This window comes from Mesorhizobium sp. B1-1-8 (assembly GCF_006442795.2).
Classification (GTDB): Bacteria; Pseudomonadota; Alphaproteobacteria; order Rhizobiales; family Rhizobiaceae; genus Mesorhizobium.
Window position 1 is genome coordinate 427,429 of the sequence record NZ_CP083956.1, and the last position, 19,183, is coordinate 446,611.

The following is a 19,183-nucleotide window of genomic DNA, read 5'->3' on the forward strand; positions in this document are numbered from 1 at the left end:
TTCGCGTCGCTACGCCCAAGGATGACGAAGTTGGGAGGGCTCGGCAAATCGAGCCCCCCTGGAGCTTCAAGCCAGCTTCGCCAGCAGCCGCAGGAATGTCGCGGCTTCCTTGGCGGTCAGCGGCGCGAGCGTCTCCTCGGTGATGGTGCGGGCAAGCGGGATCAGCCGTTCGATCGCCTCGCGGCCCTCGGGCGTCAGATTGACCAGCAAGCGCCTTTTGTCGACCTCGTGCTTGGAAAGCTCGACCAGTCCGCGCGCTTTCAGCCGGTCGATGACGCCCTTCACCGTCGCCGCGTCCATCGCGATCAGCGTTCCGAGCTGGTTCTGCGAGGTCTCGCCGATGTCGTAAAGCTTGGCTAAAGCCGCGAATTGCGGCGGGGTCAGATCGCCAATGTGGGACGCAAAAATCGCGACATGGCGCTGGTGCGCCTTGCGCAGGATGAAGCCGACCTGATCCTGCAGGTGATAGTTGTTTTCGTCGGACTCTTCAGCCTCGACCAGCCGCAGCAGATTGTCCTCGCCGTTCATCGCAAGCCGTCCCATGCCTTGATGTCTTCGGCCGCGAGGCCGCCCATGCGGTTATGGACGCGCGGACCGCAGGTCATGGCGAGGCAGAACAGGATCTCGTCGGGGCGGGGTCCGTCGCCGATGCCAACCTCCATGGCGTCGAAATGGCTGCGCACATAGGCGGCGTTAATGTGGCCGAGCGGCACGTCGAGCCGTGAACCGAAGCCGCCGACTTTCTTGGCCGAGGGCACGATCGCCTTGGCGTCGCCGAGGCGCTCGCGCATGGCATAGCCGCCGGGAACATGCCACAGCGCGCCATGCTCCAATTCGCCCGCGGTACCGACGATGGCGCCCTTGCCGTACCCGTCGATCTTCTTCACGTCGCCACCAAGTGCTGCAATCAGCCTGTCGGCCAGCATCAGCCCTAGCGGCTTCAGGTCGTCCATCGCCCCCTGCAGCTCCTCGACATAGCGACCCGCGAAGGGGTTCTTCACAAGTGCCATGGCGGCGGCACGCAAACGCGGCTCTTTCGCCACCGGACCGCCCTCGTGAAAAATCTCCTCGGTCAGCACCGCGACCTTGCGGATCGGAAAGTCAGGCATGGGCAAATTCCTCCCGTTCATGCTTGTTGGGCGCGGCGAGCGCTATCGCGCCGCTGATGCGGGCCTCGCCCGCCAGAAACAGCGCCGCTGCGGCAATCAGGCCGCGCCGGCGAAATTCTTCGGCGACGGCAAGGCCGTTGTCCAGCGCCTGCTCTACCTCGGCGGCCGTAAGCGTGCCGACGGCCTGCGTCACCAGCCGGTCGCCGAGATCGCTGTCGGGTGCCAGATCGCGCGCCGCAGCACGGGCGATGGCAGGATGGCCGGGCAGGTCGACGGCGTTGGCAATCAGCGTTGCCGCCGCGTCGGCCCCGGCGCCCGTGCGCGCCAGAACGGTAACGGCGTCGGCGATCCCCAGCGAAAACGAGCGGCCGCGCCAGCCGCTGGTGGCGACGCCGCGCACGCCGTCTTCGGCGCGGATGGTGACGCGGTCCCCCATGCCATTGCCGGTACCGGCGATTGCCACTCTCATCGACTGGTTTCTACCGAGATGGAGGGCGCTGTCGCCGCCATTATTGACATAAGCGCGGTCGAGCCGGCGGCCGGCGAGCATTGCGCCAAGAATTTCATCGGCTACCGAACCGGCAACGGCGGCCATGGGCGTGATGAAGCATTCCGCCAACGGCATGACGGCGGCTTCCATGCGGCGGGCCGTGGGGCCGGCAAAAGCGCGCGGCGCCAGGAAGAATGCCGGGAGGCGCAATTCCGGAAGCTCCTTCACCAGCTCGATCAGGATCGTCTGGAAGCGGGTGACTGCCTGATCGTAAGCGGCGCGGCATTCATCGGCGGACCCAAACGCCTCGACGATGAGGTCGATCGGTCCATGATTGAGGTGGAGCCGCCTGCCGTCGGCGAGCCAATGCGCCTGCGGGCCGTTCATCATCCGGCCCCGTTCGCGCCGCCACGGCGCAACTGCGCCAGCGGCGGCCAGGGATTGCCGGCGGGCGCGCCGGCGCTGCTGCGCGGATTGAGATACTCGCCGCCTTTGGCGAAAATGTCCTCGACGCTGCGGATCTCGCTCTCGTAGCCGCCGAGCCGAACATAATCGTCGCGGCGCATGGTGAACTCGATCGGCGCGACCAGCGCCGGGGTCGGCACATAGCCGAAGGCGCCTTCCGGCACGCGGGTGACGTCGACCATCAGCGTGATGCCGCCGCCCGGCCAGACATAGACCGGCGCGCCGCCCACCGTCACATAGGTCTTCAGGCCCTGCACGGAGCGGGTGAGGTTGACCGGGTTCTCCGTGACGCCGGCGCGCAGCGAGCCGCCGGCGCCGCCGATGAACAGGACGGTGCACAAAGCCGGCTCGCAATTGTCCTCGATCAGGGCGACGGACTTTTGCAACCGCTCCGGGAACGGTTTTTCGACCGGCTTCAAATTGTCGTCCAGCTCGTAATAGGCGAACTGCTCGCCGGTGGTCGAAACCATCAGCAGCGACAGGCCGGGCCGCGCGCCCTTCCTGGCGTTCCAGTCGCCGAGGATCGACAGCGGGTCGGAGATCGTGGTGCCGCCCCAGCCGAGGCCGGGTTCGGAAACCTTGAAGTAGCGGCCGGGGGTCGAGCGGCGGCCGATGATCTTAATACCGGTATCCTGCCAGCCCAGCACCTTGCCGGCCTGGTGCTCGGAGACGACGCCGGTGATGTGGTCGTCGACCACCACCACCTCGTCGACCAGCCCGCGCCATTGCGTGGCGAACATACCGATGGTGGCCGAGCCGCAGCCGACACGCATGCGGTGCTCGACCTTGCCATCGATGACCGGCGCCTTGCCGGCCTCGACGATGACCGTCGCGCCGCCATCGATGGTAAGTTCCACCGGCCTCCTGTTGCAGAGGTTGAGCAGCGCATCGCAGGTGGCGCGCCCTTCAGCCTTCGAGCCGCCGGTCAGGTGATGGACACCGCCGAGCGACAGCATCTGCGAGCCGTATTCCCCCGTCGTGACGTGGCCGATCGCCTCGCCTTCCGAGCGCACTGTCGCCGTCTCGTCGCCGATGTGGCGGTCGGTATCGATCTTCACCTTGACGCCGCAGTAGGAGAAGATGCCTTCGGTGACGACTGTGACGAGATCGACGCCCTCGACCTCCTGGCTGACGATGAAGGGCGCCGGCTTGTAATCGGGATAGGTGGTGCCGGCGCCTATTGCCGTGACGAAGCGCCGGCCGGTGTTGACCAGCTCGCCATTCCAGGCCTCGCCCTCGGCGATGAAGGGCACGACCGCGCCGCCGGTCTCGGCTGTATGGTCAAGGATGGTGAGCGGATCCATGCGCACGATGCGGCCGTCGACATTGCCATAGCGGTCGCAGGCGCCGGTACGGCCGTCGGCGATGTAGCACATGACGGGACAGGCATCGCAGCGGATCTTTTCCGCCACCTGCTTCTCGCCGGGATCATGGGTTTCGAAACGTTCGGCAAGCTCGCTCATCGGCGCGCCTCCTTGTCGCGGATCGCCGCCAGGATGCGGCTCGGCGTCGCCGGCACCTTGGTGACCAGCACGCCTGTGGCATGGCGGATGGCGTTGAGGATCGCCGGCGCGGTCGGGATCAAGACATGCTCGCCCAGGCCCTTGGCGCCGAATGGCCCTTCCGGGTCCGGAACTTCGATCAGGATGTGCTCGACCGGCGGCACGTCGCCGATGGTCGGGATGAGATAGTCGTGCAAATTCTCGGTGCGGCCGGGGATGTATTCCTCCATCAGCGCCATGCCGATGCCTTGCGCGATGCCGCCCTCGATCTGGCCCTCGACCAGCAGGGGATTGATCGCCTTGCCGACGTCATGCGCGGCAGTGATCTTGATCAGCTTCACCGTGCCCAACTTGAGATCGACCTCGAGTTCGGCGATCTGGGCGCCATAGCCATAGACGGCGTAAGGCTTGCCCTGGCCCTTGGCGTCGAGCGGCAGCGTCGGTGGATCGTAGGTTTCTTCCGCAACGAAGACGAAGCCGTCGGCATCGGCCTTCAGCGCCGCAAGATCGATGCGCCGGGCCGCGTCGCCCTCGCGGATTGAAATGCTGGCGCCGTCGAGCGCGATCGTCGCCTGTCCGGAGACATTGGCGAAACGCAGGATTTCCTCGCGCAGCGCACGGCCGGCTTTTTCCGCCGCCTTGCCCGTTACGAAAGTCTGGCGCGAGGCCGATGTCTTGCCGGCGTCGGGCGTGATGGCGGTGTCGGCGCTTTTCAGCCGGAATTTTTCCAGCGGCAGGCCGAGCGCGTCGGCACAGATCTGGGCGATGACGGTGTTCGAGCCCTGGCCGATATCGACCGCGCCCTGGTGCAGCACGACCTCGCCCGAGGCCGAGATGCCGACCTTGATGGTCGAGGGATTGGGCAGCGAGGTGTTGCCGCAGCCGTACCAGCAGGAGGCGATGCCGACGCCGCGCTTCTTCCCCGTGTTGGTGGCGTTGAATGTCTCAGCCTCTGCGAGCGCGCGCGACCATTGCGGTCGAAGCGACTCCAGGCATTCGCCGATGCCGACGCCCGTCTCCAGACGTTGGCCGGTCACCGTTTCGGAGCCGTTGCGCAGGCAGTTCTTCAGCCGGAAATCGAGACGGTCGATGCCCAGCTTGCCGGCGAGCTCGTCATAGAGCGTTTCCTGCATGATGGTCGCCTGCGGCACGCCGAAGCCGCGGAAGGCGCCGGCGATCGGGCCGTTGGTGTGGATGGCACGGCCGATCGCGCGATAGTTCGGTGTCAGATAGGGGCCGGAGGCGTGCACCGGCACACGGTTGGCGACGGTCGGCCCCCAGCTGGCGTAAGCGCCGGTGTTGAAGTCCCCCGTAAACACCATGCCCGTGACGCGGCCCTCGGCATCGGCGCCGATGGTGGCCTGCATCTCGGCCGGGTGGCGCTTGGTGGTCGACATCATCGATTCGTTGCGCGTGTAGGCGAGTGCGGCCGGCCGGCCAGTCTTCATCGCCACAAGGCCGATCAGAGGCTGCAGCGAGACATCCAGCTTGGAGCCGAAACCGCCACCGGTGGCGGTTGGCACGATACGGACTTTTTCTACCGAAAGGCCGAGCACCTTGGCCGTGTCGTCGCGGTCCATATAAGGCGCCTGGGTGCAGGCGACGACGACCAGCGTGTCGCCATCCATGTAAGCGTAGCCGGCTTCCGGCTCGATATAGGCATGCTCGACGAAGGAGGTCTCGATGGCGCCGGACGCGGTGACCGCGGCGCCGGCAAGCGCGGCGTCGGGGTCACCGCGCTCGACAAAGCCGGAGGTGAGCAGGTTCGCCGGCCGATGCTGGTGGATCAGCGCAGCACCTTCGGCCTTGGCCTCGCGGGGTTGCAGCACATGCGGCAATTCCATCCAGGTGATCGGAAAATCCGCAAGGTCGAGATCGAGGATCGCTTCGCGCTCGCCGGCGACCAGCGCCACCGCCTCGCCGCGAAAGCGCGCGGAACCTTCGGCTAGCGCCGGCTGGTCGGCGAAGGGGCCGATAACGCCAAAACAGTTCTTGCCGGGAATGTCGGCGGCGGTGAAGACGCCGGCAATGCCGGCATGCGCTTTCGTCCACGCCTCCAGATCGCCGAAACTGAAGCGGGCGTGATAATGCGGCGAGCGTACCACCAGCACCGACAATGCATCGGGCGGAAAAGAGTCGCCGCCAAACTGTTCGCCACCAGTGACCTTCGGCACGCCGTCAAGCCGGATCGGCGAGGCGCCGACGGCGTGGCCGACTTCAGGCAAGCGGCGGTCGAGGTTACCGTCAAATCCGGAACGTTGGCGCTGCCCCTCACCCTTACCCTCTCCCCGTAAAGGACGGGGAGAGGGGGGCGCCAGCGCTGGAGCTTCTCCCTTCTCCCCGTCACTATACGGGGAGAAGGTGCCGGCAGGCGGATGAGGGGCAGCGCCGTCCATCGATGGTTCGCACCGTCCAGCATCCATGACCGCGGCAATGATCTTTCGGTACCCCGTGCAGCGGCAGAGAACGCCGCCCAGCGCATCCTGCGTCTCGACCTCGCTCGGCGTCGGGTTGCGCTCCAAAAGCGCGGTGGCGGCCACCAGCAAGCCTGGGGTGCAGATGCCGCATTGCGCGGCACCATGCTCCAGAAACGAGGCCTGCAAGGCGGACAGCGTGCCTTTGGCGAGGCCTTCGACCGTGGTGACGGAGGCGCCGGACGCCGAGGCGGCCGGCAGCAGGCAGGCGCAGACCGGATTGCTGTCGACCAGCACGGTGCAGGCGCCGCAATCGCCGGCGTCGCAGCCGACCTTGGTGCCGGTCAACCGCAATTCGTCGCGCAAAACCTGCGACAGCCGCCGCACCGGCGGCACCGAGACGCTGACGGCGGCGCCATTGACCGAGAAAGCAATAGCGACGCGTTCCATGCCCGGATGCGCCTCGCCTATGGCAGGCTGCGCTTGGAGCCTGTCGGCCAGAGCTTCGCTCATGCCGCCACCTTGCTGTCGCCAACACCGATGGCCGCGCACACAGCGCGGGCGACGATCTCGCGCGCAGCATCCAGCCGGTATTCGGCGCTGCCGCGCACGTCGGCAATCGGGGAGAGTTCGTCGATCGGCGCGGAACGCACCGCGTCCGCAAGCCCGGCCGTGGCAGGCAAGCCGCGCAACGCCGCTTCGACGCCGGTGAGCCGGCGGGCGACGGCGGAACATGCGCCAACGGCGATTGCCGCATCGGCGACCGCGCCGTCCTCGACCACCAAGCGGGCCGCCGCCATAGCGATGGAGATCACGAGATAGCGCCGGGCGCCGAGCTTGACAAAGGCCGACGCGCCGATGGCATCGCGCTTCGGCACGCGAATGGCGGTAACCATCTCGCCCGGCTGCAAAGCGGTGCGGCGGTTGCCGAGGATGAATTCGCCGAGCGGCAGATGGCGAGTGGCCCGTGCCGACCGCAATTCGAGATCCGCATCGAGCACCAGCAACGCCGGCACGCCGTCCGCGGCCGGCGAAGCGTTGCAGCAATTGCCGGCCACCGAAGCGACATTCTGGATCTGGACGGAACCGACTTCGCGCGCGGCGGCCTTCAGCGCGTCGAACGCGGGCGGCATGGGATGGCTCACGACGTCTGTCCAGGTGGTGCGGGCGCCGATCCGCCAATAGTCGTCCGTCTCGGCAATGCCGCGCAGCGAGGCGAACCCGTTGATGTCGAGGATGTTGTCGCGGAACGGTTTTGCGCCCTGCGCCGGATAGAAGTCGGTGCCGCCGGCCAGGATGCGCCAGCGGGCCTCGCCCAGCAAGGCAAGCGCCTCGTCGACCGTGGTGGGTTTGGCGTAACGGATCACGCTCTGCCTTCCAAAACAGGGCCGATTGGCCCGCCCAAAGCACCTTAGCTTTGGGACTTCATGCCGCGTCCGAACGGTCAAATTCATTCGTATGCAAATGATATCAAGTTCCAGGCGATTGTCAAAGCGGCAACTCCATGCAGAACCGTCAAAACAGGCCGCGACGGCTTTGTTATGCCCGGAGGTTGACGCAGGCGGCCATCTGGTCAAGGTTCTGCCTCCGGTCGCGTCAGCGGCTTTTGACTGGTGCCCAAAAAGGGAGGTCGCATGGCCGAGGAAGCACTCATCGTCATCGACTTGCAGAACGACTTCTGCCCGGGCGGCGCGCTGGCGGTTGCCGGCGGCGACGAGATCGTGCCGCTGGTCAACGACCTGATCCGCCGGACCGATCATGTGATCCTGACGCAGGACTGGCACCCCGCCGGCCATTCGAGCTTCGCTTCCAGCCATCCCGGCAAGCAGCCCTTCGAGACCATCGAGATGCCCTACGGGCTGCAGACCTTGTGGCCGGACCATTGCATCCAGGGCAGCCTCGGCTCGGATTTCCATTCCGGGCTCGCATGGACCAAGGCCGAACTGGTGATCCGCAAGGGCTTTCGGACCGCGATCGACAGCTATTCAGCCTTTTTCGAGAACGACCATACGACGCCGACCGGCCTCGCCGGCTATCTGAAGGAACGTGGCATCGACACCATCACCCTGGTTGGCCTTGCCACCGATTTCTGCGTTGCCTTCTCGGCGCTCGACGCGGTCAGGCAGGGTTTCAGGACGACGGTGCGGCTCGATGCCTGCCGCGGCATCGATCTCAACGGCTCGGTCGATGCCATGCTGGCCAGAATGCGCGAGGCCGGCGTGACGCTCGAAGATCACGTCTCGGACTGAGCGGATCGTGGGGAAGGACCCCCTCACCCGGATTGCCAACCGAATTGCGAAGGGCAATTCGGGGCAATCCGACCTCTCCCCGAGGGGAGGGGAGATAGCCAGTTTGCTGCGACGGGATGGGGGCTCCCCCTTCTCCCCTTGTGGGAGAAGGTGTCGCCGAGGGCGACGGATGAGGGGTGTTCCAGGGAACGCCGACGTCTCATTCCGCTGGAGCACCCCTCATCCGTCTCGGCGCTGCGCGCCGATCCACCTTCTCCCACAAGGGGAGAAGGGAAGGCGCGGGGCGGCCAGATGAGGCGGCTTTTTTTATTCGCCGCGCTTGCCATGGCAGTGCTGCTTCCAGCACAAGCGCTGGCAGCCGAAGCTCACGCGCTGCCCGGCGCGGCGATGTCGCTTTGGTGGGCGCTGCCCTTTGCCGGCCTGCTGCTGTCGATCGCGACCGGGCCGCTGCTCTTCCATCATGTCTGGGAACATCACTATGGCAAGATCGCCGCCGGCTGGGCGGCGCTGGTCGTGGTTCCTCTGGCGATCGCCTTCGGCATCCCGACGGCGGGTGAAGCGGTGCTGCACACGCTGCTCACCGAATATATGTCCTTCATCATCCTGTTGTTCGCGCTCTACACGATTTCGGGCGGCATCCTGGTTGCCGGCAACATCCACGGCACGCCGCTGGTGAATGCCGGATTGCTGCTGATCGGCTCCATCCTCGCCTCGATCATCGGCACAACCGGCGCCTCGATGATCCTGATCCGGCCGATGCTGCGCGCCAACGACAACCGCCCGTTCAACGCGCATGTGGTGATCTTCTTCATCTTCCTGGTCTCCAACATCGGCGGCTCGCTGACGCCGCTCGGCGACCCGCCCTTGTTCGTCGGCTTCCTGCGCGGCGTCGACTTCTTCTGGACCACGACCAATCTCTGGCGCGAGACATTGTGCGTCGGCGGGCTGGTGCTGGCCGTGTTCCTGGCGATCGACATCATCCTGCATCGCTGGGAGAAAGGCGCGCCTAAGATCAAGGACCCGACTCCCGATACCAAGGTACGCCTGCGCGGCCTCGCCAACCTGCCGCTGCTGGCCGGCGTGATCGGAGCGATCCTGCTTTCGGCCAGTTGGAAGCCAGGCGTGAGCATCCCTATCCTGGGCGTCAGCCTTGAGCTTCAGAACCTCGTGCGCGATGCCATTATCCTGGCGCTGTCGTGGCTGTCGCTTCGCGTCTCGTACAAGAGCCACAGGGAAGCGAACGGCTTCACCTGGGAGCCGATCGCCGAAGTGGCGAAATTGTTTGCCGGCATTTTCACCTGCATCGTGCCGGTCATCGCGATCCTGAGAGCCGGTCACGACGGGGCGCTGGCGCCGCTGGTCGCGCTGGTCACCTCGGCGGACGGCCAGCCCGACAACCTTGCCTATTTCTGGCTGACCGGGGGACTGTCGTCCTTTCTCGACAATGCACCGACCTATCTGGTGTTCTTCGAGCTGGCCGGCGGCGACGCCGGGCACCTGATGACGGAGGCGGCCTCGACGCTTGCGGCGATCTCGGCCAGCGCGGTGTTCATGGGCGCCAACACCTATGTCGGCAACGCGCCGAACTTCATGGTCTATGCCATCGCCAGGCATCGCGGCGTGAAGATGCCCGGCTTCTTCGGCTACATGGTATGGTCGGGACTGGTGCTGATCCCGACGTTTTTGATTGCGGGGTTGCTGTTTTTTGGGTGAGGCGCAAGGCCGCGACCCCGGCGGTTGGCATTTCCTCTCCCTCACCAAAGGTGGGGGAGAGGTGGCTCGGCGAAGCCGAGACGGAGTGGGGGAGCGCCATATGAAATTGCCCGCCACAAGCGGGAGGGTAATCCTCACCCGACCCCCACATACCGCCGCACCGCCGACGGGTCGGCACGCAATTCATCGACGCCGACCGTCTCACGATTGCGGCCGTTCTCGATGAAGGAGACACGGTCGGCGACCGAGAGCACGGCATCGACCCGCTGCTCGACCAGGATAGTCGACACACCGAGGTCTCGCAGCTTTGCCACCGTCTCGCGAATCTTTGCGATCATCGACGGCATCAGTCCTTCGGTCGGCTCGTCGAGCAGCAGCACCTGCGGCTCGAGACAGAGCGCGCGCGCCATGGCCAGCATCTGCTGCTCGCCGCCGGACAAAGTTCCGGAGCGTTGCCTCAGCCGCTCCCTGAGCAACGGGAAGAGATCGAGCACATTTTCCCGCACGGCCTTGCCTTTGCCGCGCGCCATCAGGCCGATCTCGATGTTTTCCGCCACGCTCATGTCGGCAAACAGTCGCCGGCCCTGCGGCACGTAGGCGACGCCGGCCTTCGGCACGTCATGTGGGGCGAGTCCGGTCAGCTCCACGCCGCCCAGCCGGATCGAGCCGGCAGCCGCGGGCACCAGCCCCATGATCGTCTTCAGCGTCGTTGTCTTGCCGGCGCCGTTGCGGCCGAACAGGCAAAGCACCTCGCCCTTGTTGAGCGTGAGGTCGAGGCCGTAGAGGATCTGCACTTCGCCGTAGAAGCAGTCGAGCCCGGAGATGGTGAGCGCCGCCTCAGCCATGGGTAGCTCCGAGATAGGCATCCTGGACTTGCGCATTGTCGCGTATCTGGTCCGGCGTGCCTTCGGCAAGAATTTTGCCGGCGTTGAAGACGGTGATGCGGTCGGCAAGCTGCATGACCACCGGCATGTTGTGCTCGATGAGGAGCACGGTTGCGCTCTTGGCGATCTCGCGCACCAGCCCTATGAAATTGTCGATCTCGCTGTCTGCCAGGCCTTGCGTCGGCTCGTCGAGGATGAGCAGGCGCGGCTTCAGCGCCAGGCCCATCGCGATTTCGAGCAGGCGCTGGTGGCCGTAGGACAACTGCCCGGCCAGCGTGCCGGCGCGGTCGGCGAGGCCGGTGCGCTCCAGCGCCGCCATGACGCCGCTCCTGACCGCCCCCTTCGAACTGCCGTCGGTCAGCGTGCGCTGCACCGGCAGCGCGACGTTGTCGAAGGCGGTGAGATTGGCGAAGACGCTGGTGATCTGGAAGGTATAGGCGACGCCGAGGCGAACTCTTTGGTAAGCCGGCATGCGTGTTATGTCGGCGCCGTCGAAAACGATCATGCCCGAGGACGGCCGGATGCGGCCCGAGAGCAGACTGACGAAGGTGGTCTTGCCGGCGCCGTTAGGGCCGATGATGGCGCGGACCTCGCCCGGCATCAGCGCGAAGTCGACGCCGTCGACGGCGCGCAGGCCGCCGAAATTGCGCGACAGGTCCTTGGTCGTCAAAAGCGGCATCACGGCAGCCACCCCAGCCAGCGCTGGCGGATGCTGCCCAGAATCCCCCTCGGGGCAAACAGCACCAGCAGGATGAGCGCAATGCCGACGATCAGCAGATAGGCCGAGGTGAAGCCGCTGGTGATGTCGGTGACATAGTACATGAACAGCGTGCCGATCAACGGCCCGAGCGTTGTCGCCGCGCCGCCGAGCAGCGCCCAGAGCAGGGGCAGGATGGAATATTGCACCGAGGCGAAGCTGGAGCCGATATAGCCGAACAGCAGCGCATAGGCCGCGCCGGACGCGGCGCAGATGGCGCCGGAGGCAACGACGGCGGCGAGCTTGTTGGCGACCGTGTCGTAGCCGAGCATCTTTGTGCGCTCCTCATTTTCGCGGATGGCGACCAGCACGCGGCCGAAGCGGGAGCGGACGATGGCCAGGGTGACCAGCAGCACCACCGAGAACAGCGCCAGCGCGCTCATATAGCGCATAGTCGGATTTGTGAGGTCGAAGGAGGTGCCGCCGAAGTTGAGGGTGCGCGCAGCCTGCTGGATGACAAGGCCTTGGTCGCCGCCGGTCCAGGCGGCGAAATAGAGGATCAGCAGGTAAAAGACCTGCGCGAACATCATGGTGACGATCATGAACGCCACACCCGAGGTGCGCAGCGCGAGCAGGCCGATCACCAGCGCCAGCAGGGCTCCGCAGGCGACCCCGGAGGCAAAGGCTTCAGGCACGCCCCAGCCGAGATGGTAAACGGTCAGCCCGGCGCCGTAGAGGCCGGCGGAAAAGAACATCGCATGGCCTAGGCTGAGCAGGCCGACATAGCCGAACAGCAAATTGTAGCCCATGGCGAAGACCGCCAGCACCATGATGCGGGCGAACAGCCCCTGGTGGTAGTCCGGCAGGACGAAGCTCAGTGCGAACAACAGAGCGATGATGCCGATATGCAGGGCGTAGGATTTTGCCGGCGAAGCATCCGTCATCGGGGAGTGGTCCCGAACAGGCCTTGCGGCCGGAACACCAGCACCATGGCGACAATCAGCGTGGCGATGATCTTGGCCAAGGTCGGCGAGAAGAACACCGAGATGATGCCGTCGGAAAGGCCGATCAGGACGGCGGCGACGACAGTGCCGCGCAGCGAGCCGAGGCCGCCGATGATGACGACGATGAAGGATAACAGCAGCGGGTCCTGCCCCATCAGGTAGTGCGCCTGGCTGATCGGCACGATCAGCACTGCGGCGATTGCCGCCAGCATGGCGCCGATGGCGAAGACGCCTGCATAGACGCGCTCGACCGGAATGCCGAAGGCCTGCGCCGTCTCGCGGTCGTACTGGGTGGCGCGCATGATGAGGCCTATCTTGGTGCGCGTCAGCACCAGCCAGGTCAGCACGAGCAGCAGCGCCGAGGCGGCGACGATCGACAGCTTGTAGCCGGAATAGCCGAACCACGGCAAAAGGATGCGGTAGCTGAACGGCGGCTCGACCGGCCTCGCCTCCGGACCGTAGAAGGTCAGGGCCAATTGCTGGATGATGTAGAGCATGCCGATAGTGGCGACGATGGTGGCTTCCGGATTGTAGTTGAGCCGGCGCAGCACCAGCCATTCGGCAAAAAACGCGACCAGCCCGACCAGCAAAGGCGCGACCACAAGCGCGGCCACAAAGCCGAGCGCCGGATGGCCGGCAATCGCCGTCGAGATGGCCCAGGCGAGCACCGCACCCAGCATGAAGAATTCGCCATGCGCGACGTTGACGACGCGCATGACGCCGAACACCAGCGACAGCCCAAGCGCCGTCAGCGCCAGCACCGCTGAGGTGACAAGGCCTTCGAGGGCGGCGAGGAGGAGGTGGGGTCCGAAGTGCATGGGCTAGACACAGGTTGGCGCCAAGTGCACCCCTCTCTGCCCTGCCGGGCATCTCCCCCTCAAGGGGGGAGATTGGATGTCACCTAACGCTTCGCCAATCACCAACGTCGGGAGATAGGTGCTGCCGCTCGAACTGCTGATCTCCCCCCTTGAGGGGGAGATGGCCGGCAGGCCAGAGAGGGGGGCCTTGGCGCTCACGTATGCAGGAGCAGCTAAACTCACAGCGCCTGCGTCGTGTAATCCCCTTCCGGCTCGTAGAGGCCGTCCTCGATCTTGGTCTTGTGGACGACCTTGAGCTTGCCGCCTTCGACCTTGGAGATGTTCTGGATGCCGAAGCATTGGTGGATCTTGCCGTTGAAGGTCTTTGGCCCCTGCGGATGCTCCGGCCCCTCGGCGAATTCTTTCAGCGCCTCGGTCGCCTCGACCAGCTTGGCGCGGTCTTCCGGCCCTTTGTAGCCGGCATCCTCCATCGCCTTCTTGACGACATAGAGCGTTTCCCAGCAGCCGAACATGTGAGCGGCGGTGGAGACATCCTTGGGATCGCCGACGGCGGCGCCGTTGTCGTCAATGCCGACCGCGGCGCGGTAGGCTTTTTGCGCGGCGGAATCGTCAGGCTGCGCATAGCGCGGCGAGCCTTCCCAGAAATGGCTGCCGTCGAGGAATTCGAGCCCGGGGCTGTTGATGTCGACGGCTTCGAGCGAGTCGATGAAGCCGAAGAGCTGCGGCCTGGTCGAGCCGTAGAACTCGCCGAGCTCCTTGACGAAGGTAAGCACCGCCGGGCCGACCATGACGTGGTAGATGACATCGGTCTCGGCCGGAATCTGCGGGAAGTATTTGGTGAAGGAGGACTCCGTCGGCGGGATGGCGATCTGGGCAATGACCTCGCCCCCTTGCGCTTTCAGCGCCGGCGGCAGGTAGTCGCGATGATCGTAGCCGAAGGCGAAATCCGGGAAGATCTGCGTCACCTTCTTGCCGGCGTTCGCCGCGATCCACGGCGCCATCGCCTTGATCTGGCTCTTCACGTCGGTGATGCCGGGCTGGAAAACGTAGCGGTTGAGCTTGGTCGAGGCGACGTGATGGCCTTCGCTGACGACGAAATAGGGGATCTTGTTCTCGCCGGCGGCGGGCGCCGAGCCGATCACCACGTGCGAGAACAAGGTGCCGAAGACGATGTCGGTCTTGTGCTGCTTGGCGAATTTGTTGACCACCTCGGCGCCGCGCGCCGGATCGGTGCCGTCATCCTCGATCACCAGCTCGACCTTGCGGCCGCTGATGCCGCCGGCATCGTTGATCGCCTTGACGGCGGCGGCGCTCGTCTTCTCGTACCAGCGGCCATAGGCGGCGCCGATGCCGGTGCGGTGCGACTGGAAGCCGATCTTGATCGGCGCCGAGCTCTGCGCCTGGCTGTAGCGGGCGAAACCGGGCGCCAGCGCGAAGCCGGCGCCGGCGGCCATGCCCTTCAGCGCGGTGCGGCGCGAAAGCGTGGTCTTCGAGAGGTCGAAAAATCCGTTCTTGTCAGCCATGTCCGTTCCCCTGTTTTTTCAGTTTTGACCAGCGATAAGGCGGCACGACCATCCTCGATCCGAGGATGGGAAAATTGCATGTGTACAAACTAAATCACCAAAGCCGTTACCTGGCAAGCGAGCTTCCCCAGGGACACTCTCATCCGGCGGTCGGCGTGGCAAGCAGCCAGAGGCCGAAGACCGTGTAGGCGATCATCAGGACAGTCAGCGGGAGCTGGCTGAACGCTGCGCGCGAAGCGTGCTTGTGCAGGCGCCAGGCGAGGCCGTGCGCGATGAGCACCGCCAGCATATGGCCGGCGATGATGACTCCCGCCTGCAGGTTCCAGAGCCACCAGGCAGACTCGGCGCCGGCGACGATACCCGCCTCGACTGTCATATCGGCGGTGCCGAACAGATTCCAGCCGAGCGCGAAGGGGTCCGACAGAGCGCCCAGCGCATACTGGCCGTCGACCAGTAGCGCGGTGAGGTAATGCGCGATGTGGTAGGCAAGCGCGATCGGCACGATCGACCACACCAGCAGGCCGGCGGACTCGCCGAAGGCGATCCTGTCGCCGGCGAGGCGCTGGCCGAGAAAGACGGCCAGCGCGAACACCGCGCCGAGCAGGATGAAGGTCAGGACGAGGCCGAAGCTGCCGATGCCGATCAGCGCGGTGCGGCCCGGGTATTCCAGCGGGTTGACGCCGAACAGGCCGAGCCAGAAGAAGGTTTTCGACAGGCCGTCGAAGGACACCGAAGAGAGCGCCAGCAAGACGAAGGCGACGCCGCTCGGCGGCATTGGTTCGGCCGCCAGCAATTTGGCGCCCGGCCAGCACAGATGAAGCCGGCCTTGATCGCGCTGGAGAGGCGCGAAGCGGGCCACCATGGAAAAAAAGAGGCTGAGGAATTCGCCGCGCCGGCTCCAGTCGCGATAGCCGAAGACGAGCATTGCGATGAAGCTGAGGAGCCAGTAGAGGCCGGCGGCATACGCCAGGCGCGCCGGGTCGTCGGGCGCCGCATCGATCAGTTCGAACCAGGCGAAGGCGAAGAAGAGGACAAAGGCCGGCCAGAAGCCGAGCCATGAGGGCAGGCGCGATGGCTGCGTTTCGTCTTTGCGTTCGCGGGTCACGACGCGCAAGGGGCCGTACCATGGGTTGAGCCATGACCAGAGATTGCCGAACACACTCTGTAGCAGGGTGAAGCCGGCCCAAAGCAGTGTCCAGATCACCAAAGGCAGCGGGTTGGAGAGCGGGTCGCGGCTGCCCAGCAGGCCGGCGCCGATGAGGAACGCGAAGCCGACGAAGGAAACCAGGCTGACGATGGTGCGCGGCCTGTCACCAAAGGTGAAGAGTGACAGGCGCCGGCGCCAGAAACGGTCGAGCGCGGCGGGCGGCAGCAGCGCCAGGACGAAGAAGCTGACGGCGACAGCCAGCGCGCCGCCGGCGATGTAGTAGCCGGTCGGCAGGAGGAGGACGTGGCCGCGGTCGGAGGCATGGGCGAAGGCGGGGGTGGGGAGGAGTGCGAAAGCGAGCGCCTTAATGGCCTGTCTGCAGCGATGGCGCTTTACGGCACCCCCCTCTGTCCTGCCGGACATCTCCCCCACAAGGGGGGAGATCAGCAGTTCGGGCGCTCGGCGCTCTTCTTGCGTCGTCGGCGATTGGCGAAAGCGAAGATGAAGTCCGATCTCCCCCCTCGTGGGGGAGATGTCCGGCAGGACAGAGGGGGGCGCGACGGAACTCAACCTATCTAGGAATTCCATTCGTCACAGCCTTCGCCCCTCATACCTTGACCAATTGCTCCACCCTGTCCTTCTCGCCGAAAATCTTGAGATAGCGCTTGATCTCCTTCTCATCGCCGGTCGCCTTGGCGGGGTTGTCGGAGAGCTTCACCGCCGGGCGGCCATTGGCTTCGCTGACCTTGCAGACCAGCGAGATGGCATCGAGGCTCTTGGTCTCGGTCGGCGCGCAGCCCTCGAAATCGTTGGTGAGATTGGTGCCCCAGCCGAAGGACATGCGCACCTTGCCGCGGAAATGGTGATACGTCTCCTCGATGGTCTCGACCTCCAGCCCGTCGGAGAAGATAAGCAGCTTCTGTTTCGGGTCCTTGCCCTTTTCGCGCCACCAGGACAGGATCTTTTCGCCGCCCTCGATCGGCGGCGCGCTGTCGGGGCGGAAGCCGGTCCAGTCGGCGATCCAGTCCGGCGCGTCGCGCAGGAAGGCGGCCGTGCCGAAAGTGTCGGGCAGGACGATCAAGAGATTGCCGCCATAGTAGCGCTGCCAGTCCTGCAGCACCTTGTACGGCGCCTCGCGCAATTCCATTTCGGACCGGGCGAGCGCGGCAAACACCATCGGCAATTCATGCGCGTTGGTGCCGAGCGCCTCAAGGTCGTTATCCATGGCTAAAAGCACGTTGGAGGTGCCGGTGAAGGCCTCGCCGATGCCTTCCTTCAGTGCTTCGACACACCAGCGCTGCCACAGGAAGGAATGCCGGCGGCGGGTGCCGAAATCGGAAATGCGGATACCGGGCAAGGCCTTGAGCCGCTCGGTCTTGGCCCACATCTTGGCCTTGGCGCGGGCATAGAGCACGTCGAGCGCGAACGGCCCGAAGGAGCGCATGGCCGCGCGGGAGCGCAGCTCGTTGATGATGGCGAGCGCCGGGATTTCCCAGAGCGTGGTGTACATCCAAGGGCCCGGAAAGGACAGTTCGTACTGGCCGTCGCGCCTGGAGAGTTCGTAGTCGGGCAGCCGGAAGCCTTCCAGCCAGGCGAGGAATTCCGGCTCGAATATCTGCTTGCGGCCATAGAAAGTGTTGCCGCCCAGCCAGATCATCTCTTTTTTAGAGAAGCGCAGCGTGCGGGCATGGTCGAGCTGCTCGCGCAATTCGCCCTCGTCGATCTCATCGGCAAGGCGCACCGAAGTGGTGCGGTTGATCAAGGTGAAGGTGGCGTCGACCTTGGGGTACATGCCCCAGATCATCTGCAGCATCAAAAGCTTGTAGAAGTCGGTGTCCAGCAGGCTGCGGACGATCGGATCGAGCTTCCAGGTGTGGTTGTAGACGCGCCGCGCTATATCGGTCCGTGCCATATCTCGTCACCACTTTCGCCATTGGCTATAGCCAATGGCCTCTTAGCATTGAATTTTTGATCGCGCTGCCCGCTTTGCAAGCTGGCCCGACAAAAAGAGCCGGCCTGCGGCAAACGGCAGGCCCGAATGCATTTGATTTTTCGTATGCCCTACCGGACACTCCAGCCAAGACAGTCAGGAGGAGAAACGGCATGGGTTACGATCGCGGCAAGCTCGAAGCGTTGCGCCGCAAATATGGCGAGAGCCACGGCGGCGAGATGTTCGACCCGAAATTCCGCAAGGTCGCCGACAAGATCTTCTCCAAGAGCGGCACGCGGCTGGCGCCTTATTCCGGCATCCCGACCTTCCTGGCAGCACCTTACCGGCAGGTGGCGGCCGACGATGCGGATTTCGGCGACCTGCAGGTGGCGATGATGGGCGTTCCGATGGATCTCGGCGTCACCAACCGGCCGGGCGCGCGCTTCGGGCCCCGGGCGCTGCGTGCCATCGAGCGCATCGGCCCGTACAATCATGTGCTGGAATGCGCGCCGACGCATGAACTTCGCGTCGCCGATATCGGCGACACGCCGTTCCGCAGCCGCTACCGGCTGGAGATCAGCCATGAGGATATCGAGCGCCGCACCAACCAGATCGTCGATGCCGGCGTGTTGCCACTCTCGGTCGGCGGCGACCACTCGATCAGCCATCCGATCCTGAAGGCGGTCGGGAAAAAGGCGCCGGTCGGCCTCATCCACATCGACGCCCATTGCGACACCAGCGGGCTGTTCGACATGACCAAGTTCCACCATGGCGGGCCGTTCCGCAACGCGGTGCTGGACGGCGTGCTCGACCCGACGCGCACCATCCAGATCGGCATTCGCGGCTCGGCCGAATATCTTTGGGAATTCACCTACGAATCCGGCATGACCGTGGTGCATGCCGAGGAGGTGACCGGGCTCGGCATCCCCGCCATCATCGAGAAGGCGCGCAAGATCGCCGGCGACGGGCCGACCTACATCTCCTTCGACATCGACAGCATCGATCCGGCCTTCGCGCCGGGCACCGGCACGCCTGAGGTCGGCGGGCTGACGACGCGCGAGGTGCTGGAGCTGCTGCGCGGTCTGAAGGGCCTCAATATCGTCGGCGGCGACGTCGTCGAGGTGGCGCCGCAATATGACGCCACCACCAACACCGCGCATGCCGGCGCCCAGGTGCTGTTCGAGATCCTCAGCCTGATGGTGTTCAGCCCGGCGATCAGGAAGACCTGAGACAACGCA

Annotated in this window: 16 protein-coding genes; 3 read left to right on the forward strand and 13 right to left on the reverse strand. The window is 65.3% G+C overall.

Going from position 1 to position 19,183, the window contains the following annotated elements; translation table 11 throughout:
* Positions 1-66 precede the first annotated feature (66 nt).
* The 6 genes from FJ974_RS01925 to FJ974_RS01950 are packed head-to-tail and all read right to left on the reverse strand — an operon-like array spanning position 67 to position 7,347.
* On the reverse strand, positions 67-528 hold the full coding sequence (locus FJ974_RS01925) for a MarR family winged helix-turn-helix transcriptional regulator (RefSeq protein ID WP_140531580.1): 462 nt from the start codon (positions 526-528) through the stop codon (positions 67-69).
* Positions 525-1,109: an amino acid synthesis family protein gene (locus FJ974_RS01930; protein ID WP_140531337.1), complete on the reverse strand. Its 585-nt coding sequence runs from the start codon at positions 1,107-1,109 to the stop codon at positions 525-527. The genes FJ974_RS01925 and FJ974_RS01930 overlap by 4 nt, the downstream gene beginning before the upstream one ends.
* Positions 1,102-1,986, reverse strand: coding sequence for a UPF0280 family protein (locus tag FJ974_RS01935; protein ID WP_140531583.1), 885 nt, complete (start codon positions 1,984-1,986; stop codon positions 1,102-1,104). Before FJ974_RS01935 ends, FJ974_RS01930 begins: the two co-directional genes overlap by 8 nt.
* Complete coding sequence (locus tag FJ974_RS01940) at positions 1,986-3,527, reverse strand: 6-hydroxynicotinate reductase (protein WP_140531334.1); 1,542 nt, start codon at positions 3,525-3,527, stop codon at positions 1,986-1,988. Before FJ974_RS01940 ends, FJ974_RS01935 begins: the two co-directional genes overlap by 1 nt.
* A complete protein-coding gene (locus FJ974_RS01945) occupies positions 3,524-6,430 on the reverse strand; it encodes a molybdopterin-dependent oxidoreductase (RefSeq protein WP_413468345.1) in 2,907 nt (968 codons plus the stop codon). The genes FJ974_RS01940 and FJ974_RS01945 overlap by 4 nt, the downstream gene beginning before the upstream one ends.
* 59 nt (positions 6,431-6,489) lie before the next feature.
* On the reverse strand, positions 6,490-7,347 hold the full coding sequence (locus tag FJ974_RS01950; RefSeq protein ID WP_140531577.1) for an FAD binding domain-containing protein: 858 nt from the start codon (positions 7,345-7,347) through the stop codon (positions 6,490-6,492).
* A gap of 267 nt (positions 7,348-7,614) precedes the next feature.
* Between FJ974_RS01950 and pncA the strand changes: the two genes are divergently transcribed.
* Complete coding sequence (pncA, locus tag FJ974_RS01955; RefSeq protein WP_140531329.1) at positions 7,615-8,229, forward strand: bifunctional nicotinamidase/pyrazinamidase; 615 nt, start codon at positions 7,615-7,617, stop codon at positions 8,227-8,229.
* A gap of 291 nt (positions 8,230-8,520) precedes the next feature.
* Positions 8,521-9,942 carry a sodium:proton antiporter gene (locus FJ974_RS01960; protein WP_140531327.1) on the forward strand — a complete coding sequence of 474 codons (1,422 nt, stop codon included), beginning with the start codon at positions 8,521-8,523 and terminating at the stop codon, positions 9,940-9,942.
* 134 nt (positions 9,943-10,076) lie between these two features.
* On the opposite strand, the gene FJ974_RS01965 is transcribed toward FJ974_RS01960, so the two are convergent.
* From FJ974_RS01965 to pncB, 7 genes are all read right to left on the reverse strand, one after another.
* On the reverse strand, positions 10,077-10,787 hold the full coding sequence (locus tag FJ974_RS01965; protein ID WP_181177036.1) for an ABC transporter ATP-binding protein: 711 nt from the start codon (positions 10,785-10,787) through the stop codon (positions 10,077-10,079).
* Complete coding sequence (locus tag FJ974_RS01970; protein WP_140531324.1) at positions 10,780-11,508, reverse strand: ABC transporter ATP-binding protein; 729 nt, start codon at positions 11,506-11,508, stop codon at positions 10,780-10,782. The genes FJ974_RS01965 and FJ974_RS01970 overlap by 8 nt, the downstream gene beginning before the upstream one ends.
* Positions 11,505-12,467 (reverse strand): branched-chain amino acid ABC transporter permease, encoded by a 963-nt coding sequence (locus FJ974_RS01975; RefSeq protein ID WP_140531321.1) that lies wholly within the window; start codon positions 12,465-12,467, stop codon positions 11,505-11,507. Before FJ974_RS01975 ends, FJ974_RS01970 begins: the two co-directional genes overlap by 4 nt.
* On the reverse strand, positions 12,464-13,345 hold the full coding sequence (locus tag FJ974_RS01980; RefSeq protein WP_140531318.1) for a branched-chain amino acid ABC transporter permease: 882 nt from the start codon (positions 13,343-13,345) through the stop codon (positions 12,464-12,466). The genes FJ974_RS01975 and FJ974_RS01980 overlap by 4 nt, the downstream gene beginning before the upstream one ends.
* Positions 13,346-13,563: 218 nt before the next feature.
* Positions 13,564-14,868, reverse strand: coding sequence for an ABC transporter substrate-binding protein (locus FJ974_RS01985; protein ID WP_140531316.1), 1,305 nt, complete (start codon positions 14,866-14,868; stop codon positions 13,564-13,566).
* Positions 14,869-15,007: 139 nt separating this feature from the next.
* Positions 15,008-16,438: a hypothetical protein gene (locus tag FJ974_RS01990; RefSeq protein WP_140531313.1), complete on the reverse strand. Its 1,431-nt coding sequence runs from the start codon at positions 16,436-16,438 to the stop codon at positions 15,008-15,010.
* A 184-nt stretch (positions 16,439-16,622) separates the two neighbouring features.
* Entirely contained in the window at positions 16,623-17,927 is a 1,305-nt protein-coding gene (gene pncB / locus FJ974_RS01995; RefSeq protein ID WP_140531310.1) for a nicotinate phosphoribosyltransferase, read from the reverse strand.
* A gap of 191 nt (positions 17,928-18,118) precedes the next feature.
* On the opposite strand from pncB, the gene speB reads away from it, so the two are divergent.
* Positions 18,119-19,174 (forward strand): agmatinase, encoded by a 1,056-nt coding sequence (gene speB / locus FJ974_RS02000; protein ID WP_140531307.1) that lies wholly within the window; start codon positions 18,119-18,121, stop codon positions 19,172-19,174.
* The last annotated feature ends 9 nt before the right edge of the window (positions 19,175-19,183 follow it).

Coding starts and splice junctions, on each gene's coding strand:
- FJ974_RS01985 (WP_140531316.1), bottom strand. CDS start 14,868: ATGGCTGACAAGAACGGATTTTTCGACCTCTCGAAGACCACGCTTTCG.
- FJ974_RS01945 (WP_413468345.1), bottom strand. CDS start 6,430: ATGGAACGCGTCGCTATTGCTTTCTCGGTCAATGGCGCCGCCGTCAGC.
- FJ974_RS01930 (WP_140531337.1), bottom strand. CDS start 1,109: ATGCCTGACTTTCCGATCCGCAAGGTCGCGGTGCTGACCGAGGAGATT.
- pncB (WP_140531310.1), bottom strand. CDS start 17,927: ATGGCACGGACCGATATAGCGCGGCGCGTCTACAACCACACCTGGAAG.
- FJ974_RS01940 (WP_140531334.1), bottom strand. CDS start 3,527: ATGAGCGAGCTTGCCGAACGTTTCGAAACCCATGATCCCGGCGAGAAG.
- FJ974_RS01925 (WP_140531580.1), bottom strand. CDS start 528: ATGAACGGCGAGGACAATCTGCTGCGGCTGGTCGAGGCTGAAGAGTCC.
- speB (WP_140531307.1), top strand. CDS start 18,119: ATGGGTTACGATCGCGGCAAGCTCGAAGCGTTGCGCCGCAAATATGGC.
- FJ974_RS01960 (WP_140531327.1), top strand. CDS start 8,521: ATGAGGCGGCTTTTTTTATTCGCCGCGCTTGCCATGGCAGTGCTGCTT.
- FJ974_RS01990 (WP_140531313.1), bottom strand. CDS start 16,438: ATGTCCGGCAGGACAGAGGGGGGTGCCGTAAAGCGCCATCGCTGCAGA.
- FJ974_RS01975 (WP_140531321.1), bottom strand. CDS start 12,467: ATGACGGATGCTTCGCCGGCAAAATCCTACGCCCTGCATATCGGCATC.
- pncA (WP_140531329.1), top strand. CDS start 7,615: ATGGCCGAGGAAGCACTCATCGTCATCGACTTGCAGAACGACTTCTGC.
- FJ974_RS01965 (WP_181177036.1), bottom strand. CDS start 10,787: ATGGCTGAGGCGGCGCTCACCATCTCCGGGCTCGACTGCTTCTACGGC.
- FJ974_RS01935 (WP_140531583.1), bottom strand. CDS start 1,986: ATGAACGGCCCGCAGGCGCATTGGCTCGCCGACGGCAGGCGGCTCCAC.
- FJ974_RS01980 (WP_140531318.1), bottom strand. CDS start 13,345: ATGCACTTCGGACCCCACCTCCTCCTCGCCGCCCTCGAAGGCCTTGTC.